The organism is Tenacibaculum sp. IMCC1, assembly GCF_054906355.1.
In genome coordinates, this window is sequence record NZ_CM142818.1 from 2,828,943 (window position 1) to 2,851,948 (window position 23,006).

Sequence of the window (23,006 nt, forward strand, 5' to 3'; positions counted from 1 at the left end):
TTATTCTTTTATAATATAAGCACCATTTTGACCAGTATACCAAAATGGTGTTTTTTGTTTATAACAAGTTTCTTTCCACCCGTTAATGTACGATTTGTAATTACTTCCATCAGCAATGATTTGCTTTGGTTTTAGCCAATAAATAAGTCTGCTTAAATTTATTTTTGGGTTATTTTTTAAAACCACTATTGGGTTTTTAAGTTTTTTTATTTGATACATCCCTAAACTATCTACAATTAAAATTTGTTTGTTATTGAAAGAAGCAATGTATGATATCGAATCAATATTTTTAGAAATAATGCCTTGAGCAACTCTGTAAGATTGTAAAATTTTTTCTTGCAGAAGAATAGAGTCATTTAGTGAACTAAAAACGTTAAGCTTGTTCCTGTTTCTTTCTCCTAAAATTGAATACCTACTTTTATGAAATACAATAAATTCACTTTTGTTTACTCGCTGGCTTTTTTCATATAAATAAACCCCTTGTAAAATAATAGTTGAAGTTAAAAAGAGTACAATATTATTATAGGTTTTACGAAACCAAAGTTGAAATAAGAAAATAATGAATATGTACCAAGCTATCATTGCTTCAAAAGACATAGAAAGTTCTTTCAATAAAAACACTTCTTGTTTCGAAACCCAACTAACAAAATAATTCATCAAAGAAATAATTGATCCATATATATTCGCCAAGAATTGAGGCAATATATTAAACGTTGCTAGTATAATAATTACAATTCCACCAAACAAAATTGTACCTAAAAAAGGAATGATAATTAAGTTAGATAGGATAAACAACCCTGGAAACTGATGAAAGTAATACAAGCTAATTGGTAAAATTCCTGCTTGTGCAGCTATAGAAACTGTAAATAGTTGCCAGCCTTTGTCGAGAAATCGTAATTTAGGTGTCCAAATACTGTAAAGTAAAGGTTGTACCCAAACAATACCAAAAACTGCTAAATAACTTAATTGAAACCCAACATCAAATAAAAACATCGGTTTTATTAAAAGTAAAAATAGCATGGAGCTTATTAAAGAAAACTCAATAACCTTTTTTCGTTTAAAGGATAACCCGATAGCTACAAAAGTAAACATAGTTACTGCTCTAACTACTGAGGCAGATAAACCAGCTATAAAAGCAAATGACCAAAGTAAGAAGATAACACAAACGACTTTAATGATTGTTCCATGCGGAAGGTTTTCTAAAGGTTTAAGTAGATAGGAGAGTAGTAATAATAAAATTCCTACGTGGAGTCCTGAAATGGCAAGAATATGAATAGCGCCCGCGTTGGTGTAGCTTTCTAATAACTCTTTTGAAATTTCTTGACGTTGACCAAGCAATAGAGCATTAATCACAGCAAATTCATCGTTTGTAAAATGATACTTTTTTAAGGAATCTTGTATTTTACCTCTAATATGAGCAGATAAACTGATTAAAGAAAGCTTTGAGTTTTCAAGTTTTTTGAATTGATGATCATCTATAAATACTTGATGATAAACATACTGTTTTGCTAAATATTGTTTGTAATCAAATTGATGTGGATTTAAAGGCGGAATTAATTCTTTAAAAGGAGTTGTGATAAATATTCGATTACCCACCTTTAATATAGGTGATAAACTGTCCTTTTGAATGTTTAGAAGAATATATCCAGTGGTTTTAGTAGAATCTACTTGTGAAACTTTAGCTACATATTTTGTGTAGTAATTTCCCGGTTTTAATACTTTTTGTATATCAAGTATATAAGTAGAATTCTCAGTTAATCGATGTTCGTAATAGCTATTATAATTCTTCGGGTTGTGAATATAGGTGGAGCTAATTCCGATAAAAACAAAGAACAATAATGTGGCTATACTAAAAATTTTTCGTGCTTGAGTTCTTTTTAAAAAATAAAGACTAACGAGAAACCCTATTAAAGAATAGAACAAGTATATAAAGTTATACAGCCAAACCTGTGTGTAAAACTGAAGTGTTATACCAATAATAAGGCACAACAAAAAGTGAAAAGGAGGATACTCTAACAATTTTTTCATAGCTCTTTAAAGATATGAAAAAACTTTGAGTTTAAAAGAGTTTAATAGCTGGTCTCATATAACAGACGGTTAATAAGTATAAGTTAATAATTTTAGATAAGGATTTAGAGTAGATTTGAACTAGATTTAATTTATTATAATTGGGGAGTTATATAGTTTTATATTCTCCATTCATAATTATCCTCTAAGCTCAACATTTTATAGATTTGAAACCCAAACTCAGATAAGTATATTATGAGTCTGTCAAAATTTTTGTAATCAAAATTTAATTGTATTGATTCATTTTCGAGCTTGTTTAATGGTAACAAATGCTCAAAAAGAGATTTGTAATATTTGTCATTTGGGATTTTAGAGGTTTTTAGTTTTCCTTTTGAATGAGTAATAGAATGCCTAATTTCTGAAATTATTTTGAAAAGTTCGCTGAGCTTGAAGTTGTTATTATTTTCCTTAGAATATTTAACAAATCTTTTTCCACAAGCTTTTTTTATTAGCTTAAAAATGTCTTCACCTCCTTTTAGCTTTTCCCTTGAGTAATCTTTATCGGATTTTAATTTTTCTCTGAAATTTTTATCAGTTTGTATTTTCAAATAAATAAAATCTTTTAAAAGAGTTTCAAAAGCTTCATAACATTGTGAGAATGCTAGTCCAAATTCTCTAGATAGTACTTTTTCAACCTCTAAAGCGTAGTTTTCTTTAAATGTTGATTTTGTAATTCCAGTATGAAAATTTATTTTCCACCCATTATCAGTTGGTCCAGTCCAATCACCTATTATAAGAGATGTTCCTGAAATAAACTTAGCCTGTTCAGTTGTGTACTTCTCAACATCTTGTAATAGAACTTTATTCATTCTATTTGCTGTATGTTTGAAATCTGTTATTGTTTCAAAAAAAATATCAAGATGTTTCTTATAGGGATTTTTCATTTTTATATTGTACACAGTAATGCTATTGATAATATGAGTTCAATTTGATAACTCATATCCGTTAGTAGCTAAGTTATTTAAAATGGTAGAAATATCAAACAAAAAAAACAACCTTACTGGTTACTGAGCGTAGCCGAAGTAAGATTGCTTTTTAATTATATTAAGTTTCAGAAATAACTTATACGATTTCTACAAATAAACCTTCCGCTGTTTTTTCAACTTTAGCAAGACTGTTTTTAGTTAGTCCTTTAATAGTTTTGTCCCACTTTTTATTAGATAAACCACTTTGAGTTTTTAACTCATTTAAACCTATTCTTTCAGCTTTTTCTAATAAAGCTAATACAGCTTTTTCATCGTCGTTTAATTCAACTGTAGGAGCTTTCTTCTCAGGTTTCATTTGTGGGAAGAATAACACTTCTTGAATTGAAGGATTGTTCGTTAAATACATAATTAAACGGTCCATTCCAATTCCTAATCCAGAAGTAGGAGGCATACCATATTCTAACGCACGTAAGAAATCTTGATCGATAAATTCACCAGCTTCATCATCACCACGCGCAGCTAACTTTAACTGAGCTTCAAAACGTTCACGTTGATCGATAGGGTCGTTTAATTCAGAGTATGCATTGGCAATTTCTTTACCACATACCATTAACTCAAAACGTTCGGTTAATTCAGGATTGTCACGGTGTTCTTTACACAATGGAGACATTTCTTTTGGATAATCGGTAATAAATGTTGGTTGAATGTAGTTTCCTTCACATTTTTCACCAAAAATCTCATCAATTAACTTTCCTTTACCCATCGTGTCATCTACCTCGATACCCATGTCTTGAGCAGCTTTACGGATTTCATCTTCCGATTTTCCGTTGATATCAAAACCAGTAAAGTGTTTGATAGAATCTGCCATCGTAACACGTGCATACGGAGCTTTAAAATCTACCTTATGCTCTCCAAAAGTAGCTTCCGTAGTTCCGTTTACAGCTAAAGCACAGTGCTCTAATAATTTTTCGGTGAACTCCATCATCCAGTTGTAGTCTTTGTAAGCTACATAAATTTCCATTGCCGTAAATTCTGGGTTGTGAGTTCTGTCCATTCCTTCATTACGGAAGTTTTTAGAAAACTCATACACACCGTCAAAACCACCAACAATCAAACGCTTTAAGTATAACTCATTTGCAATACGCATGTACAACGGAATGTCTAATGCATTATGGTGCGTAATAAATGGTCTTGCAGCAGCACCACCTGGAATAGGTTGTAAAATAGGTGTTTCTACTTCAAAGTATCCAGCATCGTTAAAAAACTGACGCATCGCGTTGAATAATTTAGTACGCTTTACAAAAACCTCTTTTACTTGTGGATTCACAACTAAATCAGCATAACGCTGACGGTAACGCATTTCAGGATCTGTAAAACCGTCAAAGGTATTTCCTTCAGCGTCTACTTTAGGTAATGGTAATGGCTTTAAAGACTTACTTAATAATTTAAAATCTTTTACCATCACGGTGGTTTCTCCAACTTGAGTTTTAAACAACTCTCCTTCGATACCTACAAAATCACCAATATCTAATAACTTTTTGTATACTTCGTTGTACAAAGTTTTGTCCTCACCAGTACAAATTTCATCTCTGTTAAAGTATACTTGAATACGTCCTTCACTATCTTGCAATTCAGCAAAAGAAGCTTTTCCTTGAATACGACGAGACATTAACCTACCAGCAATAACTACCTTCTTACCTTCCTTAAACTCCTGTTTAATCTGTTTGGAATTTGAATTGAATGGAAATAAATCTGCTGGATATGGATTGATACCCAGTTCACGTAATTTTGATAGTTTTTCTCTACGTACAACTTCTTGTTCTGATAATTGCATTGACTTAATTTTTAAGTAATTTTAATTTAAAGGTGCAAAGATACAATCAATTACAAAATTAGACAACGGTAGTATCACATAGATTTTATAAAAAAGTTATTTTTTATTTGTGAGTTTCTAAAAAGAATGTATATTTGCAGGCTGTCTAATTTTAAAAGGACAGCATTTAGTTGTGTTGTTAGATACTTTAAATAGTATCATGGTTTTGTTAACCAATGGAAAGCTTCCCTTAGATGGGTTGCTTTTTTTTTGCATTTTATTTACGTTTATTCTGAAGCTATTTCCCGCTTTCCGCACTCGCTCTCTTCGAGAAGCTCAAACAAATGCTTCAATCTGGGGACTAAGTGTAATTGCTGACTTCTTAAATCATGAATACCTGTCATTCCGAACGAAGTACGAGGAGGAATCTCATGATTGGAAGTAAAAAGCTAAATATAACAAGCTTATTTCTAAAAGAAAGCAGCTTTATATTCCCAGAACTTAACAAAAAACAGCACTAAGAATACCATAGAAATTGAAAATTTAATGGTTGCAGAAGCTAAAAAACCTAAAAAAGCACCAAAAGAAGCTTTAATCGCTCTGTTAGTGTCTCTACTGTCGTAAATTAATTCACCAACCAAAGCACCTACAAAAGCGCCAATTAAAATTCCGAAAGGAATAGGAGAGAGTAGTCCAATAATTAATCCGATAGTAGTGCCATATACTCCATATTTGGTGCCGCCAAAACGTTTAGTTCCCATAGCAGGGATAAAGTAATCAAGAAAAAAGATAATGACAGCAATAGCTAAAGTGATTCCCAAAAATGTCCAGTTTTGAGGAACAGCTTTTGTTAAATGTAATAATAACAAACCTACCCAGCTAGTAATAGGGCCTGGTAATACTGGTAAAAATGAACCAATAATTCCTAAACAAGCAAATACAAAACCGAGTATTACTAAAAATATATCCATTAACCTTTTTATTGATAAGACGAAGATATAAAAGCTTTGTTACATATTTATTAACTATAAAATTAGTTTTAACTAATTTTATAGTTATATTTGTTTCGGAAATATTTATAAAAAGATATCATGAGTAAACAATTAACGAAGGCAGAAGAGCAAATAATGCAGGTATTATGGAAGTTAAAAAAAGCTTCAGTAAAAGAAGTAATAACTGAATTACCTGAGCCAAAACCAGCATATAATACTGTCTCAACTATTATAAGGATTTTGGAGACCAAAGAGTTTGTGGGGCACGAGTCAAAAGGTAGGGGATATGTCTACTATCCATTGGTAGAAAAGTCAGAGTATAGTAATGAGAGTTTACATAAGTTAATGAACGGCTATTTTGGAGGCTCATTTAAAAGCATGGTGTCGTTTTTTATGAAAGAAAACAAAATGGATATTCAAGAGCTGGAGAGTATTTTAAAAGAAGTGAATAAAAATAAGAAGTCATGATAAATTATATCATTCAAGTTGTATTATTTCAAGTTCTTTTTGTAGCAGTGTACGATTTCTTTTTAAGCAAAGAAACCTTTTTTACCAAAAACCGATGGTATTTGTTGGGTACAGCAGTGCTATCGTTTGTATTGCCTTTGTTTAAAATTTCAACAGTTCAAAAGGCTGTTCCTAAAGAGTATTATATTTTGTTGCCAGAGGTAGTGTTATCACCTCAAAAAGTCATTGAAAAAGCGTCTTGGTATCAATCTTTCAATTATTTAGATGTACTATTTTGGATTGGGTGTTTATTGTTTTTTATTGTGTTTTTAGTGAAATTAGAGCGTATTATACGATTAATTTTACAATATGGCGTTGCTAGAAAAGAAAATTATAAGTTGGTTTTATTGCCAAAAGAAACGAAGGCGTTTTCATTCTTCAATTATATTTTTTTAGGAAAGGATATTCCATCGTCAAAACAAGAAAAAATTATTCAGCACGAATTAGTACATAGCGAACAGAAACACACATTAGATTTGTTGTTTTTTGAGTTTTTGAAAATAATTATGTGGTTTAATCCAATGGTGTATGTGTACCAGAATCGTATATCGTTAGTTCATGAATATATTTCAGATGCTGTAGCCAGCAAATCAGATAAAAAAGAAAATTATATCAACCATTTACTTGCTGATATTTTTCAGGTCGAGCATATTTCATTCATTAATCAATTTTACAAACATTCATTAATCAAAAAACGAATTATTATGATGACGAAAACACAATCAAAAAAAGTAAAACAACTAAAGTATTTGCTGTTAATTCCATTACTAGGAAGCATGATTTTATATACTGCGTGCTCAAGTGTAAAACTTAGTGAGAAGAGAAGTAAGAATATTATAAAAGAAAACATGAGTGAAGTGGAAGATGTACCATTTTCTAGTTTGGATAAAGCTCCAACATTTCCTGGGTGTGAAGAAGGTGATAGAAAATGTTTTAATTTAAGTATGATGAAGTTTGTGAAAAAGAATTTTAAAGTAAAGTTAGCAGACTCAATAAAGGAGATTTCTGGAAAAAAAAGAATCTATGCTTTGTTTAAAATTGGAATAGATGGGAGAGTATTTGGTTTTAAAGTTCGTGCACCGCATCCAGAGTTAAAAACACACACAATTGATATGCTAAAAAAATTACCTCAAATGAAACCAGGAGAAAAGAATGGTAAAATTGTAAGAACTGGGTTTGTATTGCCTATCACATTTTAATGTATAATTAACTATATTGCCAGCTTAGATAACTTATGAACAACACCAAAAATAGAAACGTGAGAAATAAAATTTTACTTATTGTTTTTGTAATAGGAATTTTAAAAGTCGAGGCACAAGTTTCGACTTTTAAAACTATTGATAGTTTAGTGAATATAGGACGTTACCAAACAGCATTAACAAAGTTACATGAGTTAGATACTACTTTTCAATCAACCTCAAAAGTAGCATCTATTTACGCTTCAATTGATGATTATAAAAAAGCTTCTATATATTACGAAAAAGCATTGGAGTTAAAAGATGATTATTCAGTAAAAATAAAGTTAGCAAAAGCTTATAAAAAAGAGAATAAACTACAAAAAGCTATTGATGTTTATGAAGGTATTATAAATGATGATGCTGAAAATTTACTCATTAAGTATCAATTAGGAAAATTGTATACACAAACCAAGCAACCTGCAAAAGCAATCGATACTTTTAAAAATATCATTAAACAAGATAGTACAAATGCAAATTATTATTACCGATTGGGAGTTGCTTATGGAATGTTAAAAAAAAGAAATCTAAAAATAAATAGTTTTTTAGAAGCTTATAAAAATGATACAACTCACATTAAGTCTATTCACCACTTAGCATTAGCCTACACTTTATTAAGAGATAAAGATTCAGCAAACATTTTTATAAATAGAGGTTTGGTAGTGAACCCGAATCATATCAACTTAAATAAGTTGAAAATTAATAATTTATATAGAGAAGAGAAGTTTACTGAAGCTATTCAGTATTTACAAAGAATAGATACTATAGCGCCCAACGAACATTACACACAGAAAATGCTAGGGCGTTGTTTTTTCAATCTAAAGAAATATGACGAAGCAAAAAAGTACTTTAATAAAGCTATAAGAATTGATAGATCAGATTTTAAAGCGTATACCTATTTAGGAGACATCAATTTTGAAAAGAAAAAGTTTTATAAAGCTCAGCTAGATTATATGGTGGCAACTTTTGCGGGTAAAGAGCCTCGAGATGTTGAGTACTATCAATTAGCTAGAGTGTACGAAAAATTAGGAAACCCAAAAGAAGAGGTAAAGTCTTATAAAAGAGCTTTTGAAGAGAATAGAAAAAATTATAAAGCCTTGTACCAACTAGCTAAAACTAGTGAAGATTATTATAAGGATAAACGAATAGCTTATAAACATTACAAAAACTACGTAAATCGTTTTGAAAGAAAAGATTCAGTTTTAACCAAATATGCAAAAGAGAGAATAAAAGAAATTAAAAAGTACTATTTCTTACAAGGAGAGATTTTACAATAGTATTTAATTTTGTATATTCATCTTAAAATCAATAAGATGAATTCTCGTTGTGTAGCTTTTTTATTTTGTGCTTTACTATATTCTTCTTGTGACTTCTTTTCATATTTAAAAAAAGATAACTCACAAGTTGTAGATACAGTAGTTGACTTTACAAAAGTAGATGAGTACCCTGCTTTTAATAAATGTAAAGATCTACTTGATAAAGCAAAAGCGAATTGTTTTAGAAAAGAAATTCATAAAAGAATAACGACGAGTTTACAGCAACATAATTTTGTTACTAAAAATAGTTTAGATGAAGAAGTTTTAATTGATATTCTAATTAATAAAGAAGGGAAATTTGTTTTAACTGAGGTTACTGCTTCTAGTGTTGTTATGACTCAATTACCAGAATTAGATAGTATAATAAAGTTGGCAATAGAAAAATTACCAAGAATTGCTCCCGCTACCAAAAGAGAAATTCCAGTAGTAACAAAGTACCAATTACCTATTAAAATTAAAACAGAATAGTAAACTATAGCTTTAAAAGTTCTTCAACAAAATCACGACTATTAGATAAACGAGGAATTTTATGTTGTCCACCTAATTTTCCTTTTTTCTTCATCCAGTCATAAAACAGGCCTTCACGAGCTTGATGTATCTTAGGCATTGCTAAAGTCATATTATTATAACGCTTAGCTTCATAGTCAGAGTTGCAGCTTTTTAAAGCTTCGTCTAATTCTTCAGTAAAAAAGGTAAGGTTTTCAGGAGCTTTTTTAAATTCAATAACCCATTCATGGGCTCCATTTTCTTTACCGTTCATAAAAATAGGACCAACGGTATATTCTTTAATTTCACAGTTGGTTTTATCACTCGCTACTTTTAAAGCATCCTCAGCGTTTTCAATAATTAACTCTTCTCCAAAAACATTGATATGATGCTTAGTACGTCCAGTAATTTTTATACGATAAGGATTGGTTGAGGTAAACTTAACAGTATCTCCTATTAAGTAACGCCATAAACCACCATTTGTGGTAATAATAATAGCATAATTAATGCCTTTTTTTACTTCAGAAAGAGGAATTGCTTTAGAATTTTCTCCGTTGTATTCGCTCATTGGAATAAACTCGTAAAAAATTCCGTAGTCTAACATTAACAACATTTCGTCAGAATCATTTCGGTCTTGAATAGCAAAAAAACCTTCTGATGCATTATAGGTTTCATAATATTTAAAATCGTCTCTTGGAATGAGTTTCTTATACTGCTCTCTATACGGGTTAAAGTTTATTCCTCCATGAAAATAAACCTCCAGATTAGGCCAAACTTCTAAAATATTATCCTTTCCTGTTTTTTCTAATACTCTATTTAATAAAACTAACATCCAAGAAGGAACACCAACTAAGCTTGTAATATTTTCATGAATGGTTTCGTTAATAATAGCTTCCATTTTTGTTTCCCACTCACTCATTAAAGCAGTTTCTTGCTTTGGAGCTGAGCTAAAATCTGCCCAAAAAGGCATGTTTTCAATAATTATAGCCGATAAATCACCAAAATAACTGTTGTTGTCTTCGTATACAGCAGAACTACCACCTAAACGGAGTCCTTTACCAGTGAAAAGCTTTGCGTTTTCATTGTTATTGATATATAAGCATAACATATCTTTTCCTGCTTTAAAGTGACAATATTCAATAGCTTCATCACTTACAGGAATAAATTTACTTTTTGCATTGGTAGTACCACTTGATTTGGCAAACCAACGTATAGGTGTAGGCCAAAATAAATTTTGCTCTCCTTTTCTACAACGCTCAATAAGTGGTTCAATACTTTCATAACGTTGAATGGGAACGTTGTTGGCAAAGTCAGTATAACTTTTAATTGAAGAAAAGTTTTGTTGTTTCCCAAATTCAGTGTTTTTAGCAGCAGTTACAAGCTTTAGTAGTAGCTCGTTTTGAACATCAATAGGATACTTTAAAAACAACTCTACTTGATGTTTACGCTTTTTTAAGAACCAAGAGATGATTGAATTTATAAATGGAAACGTCATAGATTAACTATTAATTCAATTTTTTTACTGTAATTTTGTGAAGCTAAATGTAACAAAATTTAAGACATGCAGTACCAAGGAGTTTTAAAAAAAATGCCTACCGAGAATTTAAACACTGTTCAATACTATTTAGATATGGGAGTGGATTTTTTGAATATGAATCAGTTATTGAATAAAGAATTAACCTTAAGTTTTGTTACTTACGAGTGTTTAAACTGTCATTTAGAAAAGAAAATATACCGTCAAGGATTTTGTAAAAAATGCTTTTTTGAAATTCCAACTGCAGGAGATTGGATAATGCGTCCTGAATTGAGTAAAGCACACTTAGGAGAAGAAGATAGAGATTTGGAGTATGAAAAAAGGGTACAGCTACAGCCACATATTGTGTATTTAGCAAACTCAAGTAATGTAAAGGTTGGAGTGACAAGAAAGCAACAAGTACCCACTCGTTGGATAGATCAAGGAGCGCATGAAGCTATTGAAATAGTAGAAGTTCCTAATCGTTATTTAGCAGGAATTACTGAGGTAGCTTTAAAAGAGCATGTAGCAGATAAAACGAATTGGAGAACCATGCTAAAGAATGATATTAAGGATGAAAACTTGGTTGAGTGGCGTGAGCGATTACAAGAGTTTATTCCTGATGAAGCGAAAGAATACTACATAGCAAATAATACTGAAACGAATATTAATTTTCCTGTTGAAAAGTTCCCTAAAAAGCCTAAAAGTTTGAATTTAGAGAAAGAAGGAACGTATACAGGTAAATTGGTAGGAATTAAAGGACAGTACTTAATTTTTGAGGATGAAACAGTGTTTAATGTTCGTTCTAATGAAGGATTGGTGGTTAAAATTGGGCTATTATAATAGTTCAATTTCTTTCTGAATATTTTTTCGTGCTGTTTCCTCAAACTTTTGGTAAAAGTATTCTGTTTTGAATATATTTTTCATTGTTAAAAAATGCTGTAAAGCTTTTTTACGACCTGAATTATAGATTATATTAGGATAAACTGCATATTCTTTTCGAACATTTTTATAATATTGAGTATATACTTCCCAGCTTTGACCTAAGATAGATAAATCAGCATCTGTAAAGTAGTTAGTGTCTGAATTTTCAGATGTTTTATGAGATTTAGTAGCTAAAATCTGTGAAAAACAATTTTCTATAACTTTATTGGGAATTGAAAGTTGATTCATTCTTTTTACAGCTAACTCAGCACTTTTTTCTTCATTGTTGTTTTTTAAAGAATTATAGATAACATCGTGATAAAACAGTGTGAATAGAATTGTGTTCCAGCTACTTATTTTGGTTCTTATAGGAGTTAATTGAAAAAGTAAATTTTCAAGATGTTCAAATGTGTGATAATGTCTTTTTTTACTGGTATAATGCTCTTCTATTTCTTGCCACAATAAAATATTGAAGCTATTATCGTTTGAGTAAGTAGCCAACAAGTTTAAAAAAGTGTTCTTTAACATAAAATGAGTAGAAAGAAAAAGGGTTCGAATGAACCCTTTTTTTAATGTTTTACAGCTACATGATTATCGTTCATTTTCAACTCGCTAAGAACGTTTAGCGCTTCATTTACATAAATATCTTTCTGAAGGTTTTTATGCCATGCAACTCTTTTTTCTTCTAAAACAGTATCCTTTTTAAATAAATTTAACTCATATTTAGGAGAGACAAAAGTTAGATGAGAATCAAATTTAAAAATATCTTTAAACTGTTCTCCTTCTTTTGTTTTAGCTTCGCTTTCCTTTTTAAAAGCATCATAGTTTAAAGAATAGACTCTTTCGTCTTGATTTTTCTTTAACCATTTAGCATAGTCATTTATTTTATTAAACTTTTCGTTATTCATTACACGTTGTTTACTGTTGTATACTACATCAGCAAAGTTACTGTATGAATTCGTAGCAGTATATTTTGCTTGTTGTACCTTATCCCAAGGCAAAGCACCGTCTAAATCACGTTCTCCAAAGTCCATATAACTATATCGGGTAGGTAAAGAAATATCAGAATAAACTCCTTCAATTTGAGTAGAACCACCATTAATTCTATAGAACTTTTGAATGGTCATTTTTAAAGCACCTAAATCGTTAGGATATTGTTCATAAAAACGGTTTATAGGTAATACATTTTGTACAGTTCCTTTACCATACGTTTGTTTACCACCAATAATAACCCCACGTTTATAGTCTTGCATTGCAGCAGCAAAAATTTCAGAAGCTGAAGCAGAAAATTCATTTACCATTACTACTAAAGGCCCTTCCCATTGAATTTTTGGATCAGTATCAACTTTTACTAAAGGATCTTCACCACGATATTTTACTTGAACAATTGGTCCTTTGTTAATGAATAAACCACCAATTTCAATAGCTGTTTTTAAAGACCCACCACCGTTGTCACGCAAATCAACAATTAAACCTTGAACATCTTCTTCTTTTAAACGCTCAATTTCTTTTTCCATGTCTTTAGCAGCATCTCTACGGCTTAAGTCATTAAAATCTATATAAAACCTAGGAAGATTAATAATCCCATACTTTTTGCCATTCTTTTCAACAATACTTGATTTTACAAAAGTTTCTTCAAGCTCAACTACATCTCTAATAATTGGAATTACTTTAATAGAACCATCAATCTTTTTCTTTACAGTTAAACGTACCTCAGTTCCTTTTTTTCCTTTGATAAATTTTATGGCATCATCTAAACGCATTCCAACAATATCTAAAGGCTCTTCATCACCTTGTGCAACTTTTAAAATAATATCGTCAGCTTCTAATTCACCTTGTTTCCATGCTGGACCTCCAGAAATTAATTCAACAATATGGGTGTAAATTCCTTTTTTTTGCAAACGAGCTCCAATACCTTCTAATTTACCAGACATCTCTTGATCAAAACGTGTTTTAATTCGAGGAGACATATAGGTTGTATGTGGATCAAAACCGCTTACTACACTGTTTAAAAAAGTAGAATACCAATCAGAGTTCTCAAGTTCACCGATACGCATATATAAATCGTCCATATTTTTTAGGACTTTCTTTCTTGCTTCAGCCTCTAGTTGTTTAAAGCTTTTCTTTTTAAAACTTTTATCCTTTTTAGCTTTTTCGTTTTGCTGGTTTTCGGCGTCTTCAATGTTACTTAAAATAGATAGTTTTAATTGCTTTCTCCAGTAATTCATTAATTCAGTTTCGTTTTTAGCATACGGAACCTTATCATAATCAACATCAATAACCTCTTTCTTTTTATAATTAAAAGGTTGTTTTAATAAGGAACGATAGGTCTTTTTACCAGACTCCATCTTTTCTAAAAAGCGTTGATACACCAATTTGTAAAAATCAATATTTGAGTCTCTTAATTGATTGTCTATTTGATATTTATATTGAGAGAATTCTTTTAAATCTTCTTGAGTAAAATAACGTTTATTAGGATCAAGTCCATCGATAAATGTGTTATATACATGTTCGGAAAAGTCGTCATTTAATTTTTTTTGAACGTAATGATATCGACTTAAAATATTTTTTAAAACGTAAACAATTACACGATCTTTTTCTGGATCGTTGTTAGGAACTGTATTAGAACTAACAGAATTAGAAAATAAAAGTGTGATTGCTAAAAATGGTATAATAAACTTCGTCTTCATAAAATCTTCTGTCTTTTTAATTTGTGTTGAGTCGTTGTGTTGCTAAGCTACTAAAATAATGCCAATTTTTTAGCATTATTACTTTTTATAAATGCCTCTAAAAACTTCTTGAGTCTTTTTATGGTCTTCATTTAGAAGATTCCAAACTTGAGTTACAGAACCATCTTTGTTTTTTGTCCAAGTAACTTGATTGTAATAATTGCCTTTATCATTTTTTATAAGATCACTTTTTAAAGTCATAGAATTATCTTTAAAACTACCTTTTAAAACTAATGAAAAACCAGTGTTATCAATCCAAACCTGATTCCAAGTATTATCTTTTTTATTGTAATAATTGTAGCTAGTCCCTTTATTTTTGGATGTTTTTGAATCCCAATTTTCTTGAATAGCACAGGCATTAGGCGTTTTTATAACATTATTGTGACCAATTAATTTTCCTTCAGTGTTATAAACATTCCAATTTCCGACCCAAAAATCAAATTGGGTATAACCTATTTCGTTACATGGTATTGTGGGGGCGTTTTGTGCTGAAATAATTGAAAAAAAAGAAGAAATTATAAAAATAGTTACATAAACAATAATCCGTACCATAATGCTTGGGTTTGATTACCACAATTTTACACATAAAATGAACCAATTTGTCTTTACAAAATGTTAAAAAAAGAATCCATTTTTTATATTACATTTGTTGTAAAACTTACTTACTATGCAAGATAGACCTTTGATTTTAGTTACGAATGATGACGGAATTACGGCTCCTGGTATTCGTATGTTGATTGAAATTATGAATAAAATAGGGGATGTAGTGGTGGTGGCTCCTGATAGCCCACAAAGTGGAATGGGGCATGCTATTACGGTGAATAATGTGTTACATTGTAACCCTATAACCATTGATGAAGGTCCACAAATAGAGTACAGTTGTTCTGGTACGCCTGCAGATTGTGTTAAAATGGCAAAAAATGAAATCTTAAATCGTACACCAGATTTATGTGTTTCAGGAATTAATCACGGATCCAATTCTTCCATCAATGTAATTTATTCAGGAACGATGAGTGCTGCTGTTGAAGCAGGTATTGAAGGGATTCCAGCAATAGGTTTTTCTTTATTAGATTTTGATTGGCATGCTGATTTTAGAGCTGCACGTAAGTTTATAGAAAAAATAGCGTTAAATGTTTTATTAAACGGATTACCTGACGGGGTAATTTTAAATGTAAACATTCCGAAGTTGAAAGAAGACGAAATTAAAGGAGTTCGTATATGTAGACAAGCGAACGGTTATTGGAAAGAAACGTTTGATAAACGTAAAAGTCCATTCGGAAAAGAGTACTATTGGCTTTCAGGAGAGTTTATTAATAGAGATAAAGGACAAGATACTGATATTTGGGCGTTAGAAAATGGTTTTATATCGGTAGTGCCTGTTCAATTTGATATGACAGCACATCACGCAATTCAAAAGTTACACACATGGGACATATAAAAAAAGAAATACTAATAGGAATCATAGTCTCATTGTTGGCAACAACTTGTGGCTTCTTTGTTTATTTAGAGTACATTTCAGAACTTAGTATTTCAGAAACGATTTCTAAAATAAGAGAAGGAGGGGTATTAGGTTCTGTAATAGCTCTGGCAGCAATACCTAACTTATTTGTTTTTTGGGTGTTTTTAAAGAAAAAACAAGATTACAGAGCAAGAGGAGTGTTAATAACTACAATTGCTGTAGCTTTATTAACAGCATATTTAAAGTTTTTCTAATTTTAATACATGAAATATTACATTCTTGTAGGTGAGGCTTCAGGTGATTTGCACGGAGCTAATTTGATGAAGGCCTTGTTAAAGGAAGATCCGAAAGCTGACATTCGTTTTTGGGGAGGTGACCTAATGCAAGAAGTTGGCGGTACACTTGTTAAGCATTATAAAGAGCGTGCTTTTATGGGCTTTGTTGAGGTGTTGATGAATTTACGAAAGATTTTAGGAATGATTTCTTTTTGTAAAAAAGATATTGCTCAATTTAATCCTGATGTAATAATTTTTATTGATAACTCAGGTTTTAACCTTCGTATAGCTAAGTGGGCAAGAAAGCAAGGTTTTAGAACCAATTATTATATATCACCTCAAGTTTGGGCAAGTAGAGCAGGTAGAGTAAAAGATATTAAACGAGATATCGACCAAATGTTTGTAATTCTCCCATTTGAAAAAGAGTTTTACAAAAAGTATGATTATAATGTTCGTTTTGTGGGGCATCCTTTAATTGATGGAATTGCAGGAAGAGAGCAAGTTTCTATCGAAAAGTTTAGAAAAGAACACGACCTTGGACATAAGGAGGTTATAGCACTGTTACCAGGAAGTAGAAAGCAGGAAATAACAAAAATGTTATCAGTAATGCTTTCATTGGTAAAAGATTTTCCACAATATCAGTTTGTAGTGGCAGGAGCACCAAGTCAATCGTATGAGTTTTATAAAGAAATTATTGGAGATGCCAATGTAAAATTCATTAATAATAAAACGTATGACTTGTTAAGTATTTCACATGCTGCTTTGGTTGCATCAGGTACAGCAACACTAGAGACAGCTTTGTTTAAAGTGCCTCAGGTAGTGTGTTATAAAGGAAGTAATATTTCTTATCAAATAGCTAAGCGAATAATAACATTAAAATATATATCGTTAGTAAATTTAATAATGGATAGAGAAGTGGTAAAAGAGTTGATACAAAATGATTTTACCAAAGAAAATTTACAGTACGAACTAACACGTATTTTAGAGTTAGAACATCGCCAGAAATTATTTTTGTCATATTTTGATTTAGAACAAAAATTAGGAGGAAAAGGAGCTTCTGAAAAAACAGCGAAGTTGATTGTTGCGGGAGTGAAAAAATAAAAAAGCATGATAAAAAAAATCTTATTTATATGTATAGTATCATTTTTAATGATTTCTTGTGGATCATCAAAAAATGTAAGTACTACATACCAAACAAGAACAAAAAAAGTAGCAAAAGTTAAGAAAAACACACAATTAGCAACAACTAAATCATCAAGCAAAATTACAGTTGCAGATAAAATAGTATGGACAGCAGTTACTTATAAAGGTGTGCCATATCGTTTTGGAGGAATGACGAAAAGAGGAATGGATTGTTCAGGATTGATTTTTACTTCGTTTAAACAACGAAACATGCCTATCGCTAGAACGTCTCATCAAATGTATTTACAAGGAGAAAATATTTCTTTACGAGAAGTTCAAAGAGGAGATTTGTTATTTTTTAAAACCTCAAGAAAAAGAGGAAAAGTAAATCATGTAGGGTTGGTAACTTCTGTAGATAATGGAGATATTCGTTTTATACATTCAACTACATCACGAGGAGTAATAGTAACCTCGCTACATGAGAATTATTGGAAACGAGCTTTTATTAAAGCAAAACGGGTGTTGTAAAATGTTAAGAAATCAAATATAGTTTTTAGCATAAACATAACCTTTAGTTAAAGATAAAAATAATTTAATACTTTTGGAGAACCCTCTTAAATCTCTATAAAGTAAATGAAAATATTAGATGTAGTAATAATTGAAGATGAAGATTTAGCAGCAACTTCTTTAGAAAACTTATTGCAGAAAAGTCCTTATCCAATTTCTGTAAAAAAGCGGTTGGAAAGTGTAGAAGATTCAATTCTTTGGCTTAAAGAAAACACTTGCGATTTAATTTTAAGCGATATTCACCTTGGAGATGGTTATAGCTTTGAAATTTTTGAAAGGTTGAAAATTTCAATTCCTATTATTTTTACAACAGCTTTTGATGAGTATGCCATCAAATCATTTCAGTTTTTTGCTATAGATTATTTATTAAAACCCTACAGTGAAGAGCTACTCAATAAAGCTATAGAAAAATATGTAAACCTTAATGAGAATAAAGGATACACTGATAAACTTGAGAAATTATTGTTACAAATGAACAGTAAAATACAGCATCAAAAAGAAAAAGAACGCTTTTTGGTGTCAAAAGGAAGTTTATCTATTTCTATTAAAAGAGAGGAAGTCGCTTATTTTATGGCACAAGGAAAGTACTTGTTCTTGTTTACTTTTGATAACGAAAGTTACCTTTATGATGGAACAATTTCTAGTTTAGAAGAAGAACTATCTGAAAAATACTTTTTCAAGATTAATAGAAAATATATTATTCAACATTCAGCGATTAATAATATATCAAAATATAGTAATAATCGTATAAAAATAGAATTACAACCAAACTTAAATGTAGAAGAGATGCTTTTAGTAAGTGCTCAAAGAATTAAAGAGTTTAAAAAATGGTTGGATAATTAGTTCTTATGAAGTTTCCATTAAAAAAAAGAAAGCATCAATACTACCTGCTGGTAAGTGTATCGTTAATAATATTATTTTTTATTGGATACGAATTAATAACAAATAAAATTACGTCAGAAGCAGAGAGGTTAGTAGAAGAAGCAACAACTCAAAACGTAAGAGAGAAGAAAGGAATATTACAATTTGATTTTAACGAGTTTGATAAGTTTATTTCAGGAGCAGAAAAGATTATAGATAACAGTACTGTATTAAAGAGAGAGCAACTTAAAAATCGATTGGTTTTTAATAGCGAGCTAGCTTTTTCTGAGGAAATTATTGATGCTAGTTTTATTTATTTTTTTAAAGAAAATGAGGCCGTATATACTTCTTTTTTAGGAGAAAAAAAACTTGAAAAAGAAATCCTACATAGGATTAGAAAATTAAAAAAAGAAAATCAGGTTTTTGAAGTAGTATCAACACAAAAAGATACTACGTATTACCAGAAAATTATTGTAAGAAAACAATCAGACAATACTACAATAGTATACGGCTACAGTATTAATTTATTAAAATATTGGAATTATTTTTCACAAAAATATAGTGTTTATGGAGGGTATGTTATTGTAACAGACAAAACAGGTGTTTGTATGTTGCATCCAGATACTAATTACATTGGAAAATATGAAAAGACATTTTTTAATACTATTTCACCCCAGAATATAATTAAAAAAACGAAGAGTAATGAATTGAAAAATAATGGGCCAATAAAAGTAACAGTAAAATCAGAGTATTTAAACCTAGAAGTGGTAAGATATTATGATGTGTTACAAGTAGGTAACTCTGAGTTAATTTTAATAACAAGCTTCCCTTTAAATATTTCAATCAGAGAATCTGTTAACGATATTAAACAATATTTATTATGGATGAGTTTGTTGGCATTACTAACCTTTATGTTAATATTAGCTTTTTCTCGAGGTCAACTAAGGAGTCAATATTTAAAAACGCTTCAGTACGAACAAGAAAGAAAACGATTGGCTATTAGTAACGAGCAATATCAACAAAAAAACGCACGATTACAATTAAGTCAATTACGAAAAAAGCTGAATCCTCATTTTCTATTCAACACCCTAAATTCTTTACATGTTTTAATAGGAGTAGATAAAAAAATGTCTCAGCAATTTGTATTAAAACTTTCAGAGGTATATAGGTATTTGTTAAAAGAAAGAGAAGCAAACTTGGCTACAGTAAAAGATGAATTACATTTTTTAGAGCAATACTTCTTTTTGCAAAAAATTAGATTTAGTAATAGTATAAATCTATCTGTTGTAGATAATAGTGGAGGAAAAGTTTTATCAAAAAAAATTCCTTTTTTAGCATTAGAAACATTGGTTGAGAATGCTATTAAACATAATGAAATAACAAAAAAAAATCCTCTTTTTATTAAAGTTTTAATTGAAGAAGACCAGATAATAGTAAGTAATAATTATAATCCAAGAAAAAATAAGAAAGAAGCAAGTTATAGCGTGGGCTTAGGGTATTTAAGTAATTTCTACGCATTTTATAACGTAAAATCATTTAAGACAGAGGTTTTTAATGAAGATTTTAAATGTTATATGCCTTTGTTGTCAAAATAATAAAATTCACTCCTTTATAAAGTAACTTCACTCTCATTTAGTTTTAATCAAACATCTTCATTTCTACATTTGGTTTCTTCTTAATAACAACATAATTTATGAAGGGGCATTCTCAAATGAAGAACATTAATTTAAAAGTACTTAGTTTATTCTTGGTGTTTTTTACCACAATGGTAGCAGCACAAAAGAAAGAAGAAGAAAAAACAGATACTATTAAAAGTACTGGTAAAGTTTCGTACAAGAAATTACAAAAAGAGGGAAACAAAAAAGAGGGACTGTTTAATATTTACAGATTAAAAGAAGACATCTACTTTGAAATCCCAGATTCATTGCTTTCAAAAGATTTTTTAATAGTAAACAAAATATCTCAAGTTCCTTATGCTTTAAACGGGCATGGATTAAATAAGGGTATGGCCTATGAAACTAAATTAATTAGGTTTTATAAAGATACCGTATTAAATAAAGTGTGGGTAAAAACAATTAACCCAAGAGTAACTTCACCAAAAAATAATGCAATAACTCGTTCAGTACGTAATAATTTTGGAGAATCTATTGTAGAAGAGTTTAAAATAGAGTCAGAAAACGAAAAGAAAACATCAGTATTAATTAAAGTAAACAGAGTTTTTAACGGTAAAGATAAAACCTTTAATGACTTATTGTCAAATATTGGCTTAGGTGGGAGTATTAAGACAAAACTATCTAAGATAGAGAAATTAAAAACTTTTTCTAAAAACATTGTAGTAAAATCTCTTTTAACAACCAGTGTATCTGAAGGAAAAAGTGCAGCACTACCTCTGTCAATTGGAGTTACAACCAATATAGTTTTGTTACCAACAAATATAATGAAGCCACGTTTTGGAGATAAAAGAATAGGATATTTTAGTAAGCCTATGGATTATTATTCTGATAGTCAGCATGAAGTAGAACATCGTGAATTAATTACACGTTGGAGGCTTGAGCCCAAAAAGGAGGATGTAGAGAAATATAAAAAAGGAGAATTAGTAACACCAAAAAAGCAAATTGTTTATTATATAGACCCAGCAACACCAAAAAAATGGGTGTCATACATAAAAAATGGAGTATATGATTGGAATAAAGCTTTTGAGGAAGCAGGATTCAAAGATGCTGTAGTAGTTAAGGAAGTAACAAATGAAGATGAAGATTTTGATATTGATGACGTTCGCTATTCTGTAATAACGTATGTAGCTTCTGAAAGACAAAATGCTATGGGACCTTCTATAGTTGATCCAAGAAGTGGAGAAATTTTAGAATCAGATATTATTTGGTGGCATAATTTAATGAAAGGATTACACCAATGGATTCGTGTTCAAACAGGACCTATAAATCCAGAAGCAAGAGCTAATGTTTTTTCTGATAAAATAATGGGAGAATCTATTAGATTTGTATCTTCTCATGAAGTGGGACATACTTTTGGATTAAAACATAATATGGGGGCTTCTTTTAGTTATCCAGTAGACTCGTTAAGGTCAGCTAGTTTTACCAAGAAAATGGAAGGCACAGCACCATCTATTATGGATTATGCTCGCTATAATTATGTAGCTCAACCAGGTGATAATGTAACCGAAATTAGTCCAAAAATAGGAGTGTATGATAAGTATGCAATCAACTGGGGATATCGTTGGTTAGATATAAAAACACCTCATGAAGAGTTGCCCATATTAAATCAATGGATACGAAAGCATGAAAACGATCCAATGTATTTTTATGGTCCACAACAAAGAAATATTATAGATCCAAGGTCTCAAAGTGAAGATTTAGGTGATGACGCTGTGAAAGCAAGTAAGTATGGATTAGAGAACTTAAGAAGAATAGTTCCAAACATTATTAAATGGACGTATGAAGAAGGAGAAGATTATTATAAGGCAGCAAAGCTTTATAAAGCGGTGATTGATCAATGGCAACTATACAGCGGACATGTAATGGCAAACATAGGGGGTATATATATAAATAACACAATACATGGAGATGGTAAAAACACTTTCGTTCCAGTACCAACCAAAATCCAAAAAGAAGCACTCGATTATATCATAAAAGAAACAATTTTACCACAAAAATGGTTGTTTGCTCCAGATCTTATACACAAAGTATATCCAGTAAGAGACGCTCCTGATGGTGAACGTTTTTACTCTCCAATTTCCATGCACCGTGCTTATCAAACAAATATGATTTATCGTTTAATCGAAACAGATAGATTAATGCGAATTATTGAGAACAAAGTACTGGCTTCAGACAAAAATGATGTGTTTACAGAAGAGTACTTATTCAATGAACTTTTCGAGGCTATTTTTAAGAAAACGATTAATAACAAACCTATAGATATGTTTGATCGTATGACCCAGAAAAATTACGTGGATGTATTAACAGTAGATAGAAATATATTATTAAAGAAAACTAAAGAAACAAACTTAAAAAGTAAGAACTTCAAAAATGTACATTTCTCTTATATACCAAGGGTATCAGACGTAGGTTCAAACAAGAGAGCTGAATTAGAAAGAATCTTAAAATTATTAAAAAGAAAAAGAAAGAAAGGGGACAAGGCTACTCAAAATCACTACAATGATTTAATAGCTAGAATTGAATATAATTTGAATAATTAAG

General features: G+C 30.4%; 20 protein-coding genes. 12 read left to right on the plus strand and 8 right to left on the minus strand.

Annotated features, from left to right (window positions below; all coding sequences use genetic code 11):
- From ACXIHB_RS13180 to ACXIHB_RS13195, 4 genes are all read right to left on the minus strand, one after another.
- Positions 1 to 2,028 (minus strand): ComEC/Rec2 family competence protein, encoded by a 2,028-nt coding sequence (locus ACXIHB_RS13180; RefSeq protein WP_462098426.1) that lies wholly within the window; start codon positions 2,026 to 2,028, stop codon positions 1 to 3.
- Positions 2,029 to 2,186: 158 nt separating this feature from the next.
- Positions 2,187 to 2,951 carry a hypothetical protein gene (locus ACXIHB_RS13185; RefSeq protein WP_462098427.1) on the minus strand — a complete coding sequence of 255 codons (765 nt, stop codon included), beginning with the start codon at positions 2,949 to 2,951 and terminating at the stop codon, positions 2,187 to 2,189.
- Between the two features lie 178 nt (positions 2,952 to 3,129).
- On the minus strand, positions 3,130 to 4,827 hold the full coding sequence (gene lysS / locus ACXIHB_RS13190) for a lysine--tRNA ligase (RefSeq protein ID WP_462098428.1): 1,698 nt from the start codon (positions 4,825 to 4,827) through the stop codon (positions 3,130 to 3,132).
- Positions 4,828 to 5,276: 449 nt separating this feature from the next.
- Positions 5,277 to 5,777 (minus strand): DUF456 domain-containing protein, encoded by a 501-nt coding sequence (locus tag ACXIHB_RS13195; protein ID WP_462098429.1) that lies wholly within the window; start codon positions 5,775 to 5,777, stop codon positions 5,277 to 5,279.
- A 120-nt stretch (positions 5,778 to 5,897) separates the two neighbouring features.
- On the opposite strand from ACXIHB_RS13195, the gene ACXIHB_RS13200 reads away from it, so the two are divergent.
- From ACXIHB_RS13200 to ACXIHB_RS13215, 4 genes are read left to right on the plus strand one after another with little or no spacing between them, the layout of a single operon-like run.
- On the plus strand, positions 5,898 to 6,266 hold the full coding sequence (locus ACXIHB_RS13200; protein ID WP_125066790.1) for a BlaI/MecI/CopY family transcriptional regulator: 369 nt from the start codon (positions 5,898 to 5,900) through the stop codon (positions 6,264 to 6,266).
- The gene (locus tag ACXIHB_RS13205; RefSeq protein WP_462098430.1) at positions 6,263 to 7,504 is read left to right on the plus strand and encodes a M56 family metallopeptidase; all 1,242 of its coding nucleotides are present in this window, start codon (positions 6,263 to 6,265) and stop codon (positions 7,502 to 7,504) included. Before ACXIHB_RS13200 ends, ACXIHB_RS13205 begins: the two co-directional genes overlap by 4 nt.
- Before the next feature lie 59 nt (positions 7,505 to 7,563).
- A complete protein-coding gene (locus tag ACXIHB_RS13210) occupies positions 7,564 to 8,817 on the plus strand; it encodes a tetratricopeptide repeat protein (RefSeq protein WP_462098431.1) in 1,254 nt (417 codons plus the stop codon).
- Between the two features lie 36 nt (positions 8,818 to 8,853).
- Positions 8,854 to 9,324, plus strand: coding sequence for a hypothetical protein (locus ACXIHB_RS13215; protein ID WP_073184394.1), 471 nt, complete (start codon positions 8,854 to 8,856; stop codon positions 9,322 to 9,324).
- 4 nt (positions 9,325 to 9,328) lie between these two features.
- On the opposite strand, the gene ACXIHB_RS13220 is transcribed toward ACXIHB_RS13215, so the two are convergent.
- Positions 9,329 to 10,837 carry a GH3 auxin-responsive promoter family protein gene (locus ACXIHB_RS13220; RefSeq protein ID WP_047790535.1) on the minus strand — a complete coding sequence of 503 codons (1,509 nt, stop codon included), beginning with the start codon at positions 10,835 to 10,837 and terminating at the stop codon, positions 9,329 to 9,331.
- 66 nt (positions 10,838 to 10,903) lie between these two features.
- Here ACXIHB_RS13220 and ACXIHB_RS13225 point away from each other — a divergent pair, with 66 nt between their 5' ends.
- The gene (locus ACXIHB_RS13225) at positions 10,904 to 11,698 is read left to right on the plus strand and encodes a DUF2797 domain-containing protein (protein WP_167712344.1); all 795 of its coding nucleotides are present in this window, start codon (positions 10,904 to 10,906) and stop codon (positions 11,696 to 11,698) included.
- Here ACXIHB_RS13225 and ACXIHB_RS13230 read toward each other — a convergent pair.
- From ACXIHB_RS13230 to ACXIHB_RS13240, 3 genes are all read right to left on the minus strand, one after another.
- Positions 11,693 to 12,307, minus strand: coding sequence for an HD domain-containing protein (locus ACXIHB_RS13230; RefSeq protein WP_462098432.1), 615 nt, complete (start codon positions 12,305 to 12,307; stop codon positions 11,693 to 11,695). The two genes, ACXIHB_RS13225 and ACXIHB_RS13230, sit on opposite strands and share 6 nt — an antisense overlap.
- Positions 12,308 to 12,348: 41 nt before the next feature.
- Positions 12,349 to 14,469, minus strand: coding sequence for a carboxy terminal-processing peptidase (locus tag ACXIHB_RS13235; protein ID WP_239178768.1), 2,121 nt, complete (start codon positions 14,467 to 14,469; stop codon positions 12,349 to 12,351).
- A 78-nt stretch (positions 14,470 to 14,547) separates the two neighbouring features.
- A complete protein-coding gene (locus ACXIHB_RS13240; protein ID WP_462098433.1) occupies positions 14,548 to 15,060 on the minus strand; it encodes a hypothetical protein in 513 nt (170 codons plus the stop codon).
- Between the two features lie 115 nt (positions 15,061 to 15,175).
- Here ACXIHB_RS13240 and surE point away from each other — a divergent pair, with 115 nt between their 5' ends.
- From surE to ACXIHB_RS13275, 7 genes are all read left to right on the plus strand, one after another.
- Entirely contained in the window at positions 15,176 to 15,946 is a 771-nt protein-coding gene (gene surE, locus ACXIHB_RS13245) for a 5'/3'-nucleotidase SurE (RefSeq protein ID WP_047790531.1), read from the plus strand.
- Positions 15,934 to 16,221: a hypothetical protein gene (locus ACXIHB_RS13250; RefSeq protein WP_073184398.1), complete on the plus strand. Its 288-nt coding sequence runs from the start codon at positions 15,934 to 15,936 to the stop codon at positions 16,219 to 16,221. Before surE ends, ACXIHB_RS13250 begins: the two co-directional genes overlap by 13 nt.
- A 9-nt stretch (positions 16,222 to 16,230) precedes the next feature.
- Entirely contained in the window at positions 16,231 to 17,343 is a 1,113-nt protein-coding gene (gene lpxB, locus ACXIHB_RS13255; RefSeq protein ID WP_173360967.1) for a lipid-A-disaccharide synthase, read from the plus strand.
- 6 nt (positions 17,344 to 17,349) lie between these two features.
- On the plus strand, positions 17,350 to 17,892 hold the full coding sequence (locus ACXIHB_RS13260; RefSeq protein ID WP_073184402.1) for a C40 family peptidase: 543 nt from the start codon (positions 17,350 to 17,352) through the stop codon (positions 17,890 to 17,892).
- Between the two features lie 105 nt (positions 17,893 to 17,997).
- The gene (locus tag ACXIHB_RS13265; RefSeq protein WP_462098434.1) at positions 17,998 to 18,774 is read left to right on the plus strand and encodes a LytR/AlgR family response regulator transcription factor; all 777 of its coding nucleotides are present in this window, start codon (positions 17,998 to 18,000) and stop codon (positions 18,772 to 18,774) included.
- A gap of 5 nt (positions 18,775 to 18,779) precedes the next feature.
- Positions 18,780 to 20,387, plus strand: a complete 1,608-nt coding sequence (locus ACXIHB_RS13270; protein WP_462098435.1) for a sensor histidine kinase — start codon at positions 18,780 to 18,782, stop codon at positions 20,385 to 20,387.
- 98 nt (positions 20,388 to 20,485) lie between these two features.
- Positions 20,486 to 23,005 (plus strand): zinc-dependent metalloprotease, encoded by a 2,520-nt coding sequence (locus ACXIHB_RS13275; protein WP_462098436.1) that lies wholly within the window; start codon positions 20,486 to 20,488, stop codon positions 23,003 to 23,005.
- Position 23,006: the final 1 nt, after the last annotated feature.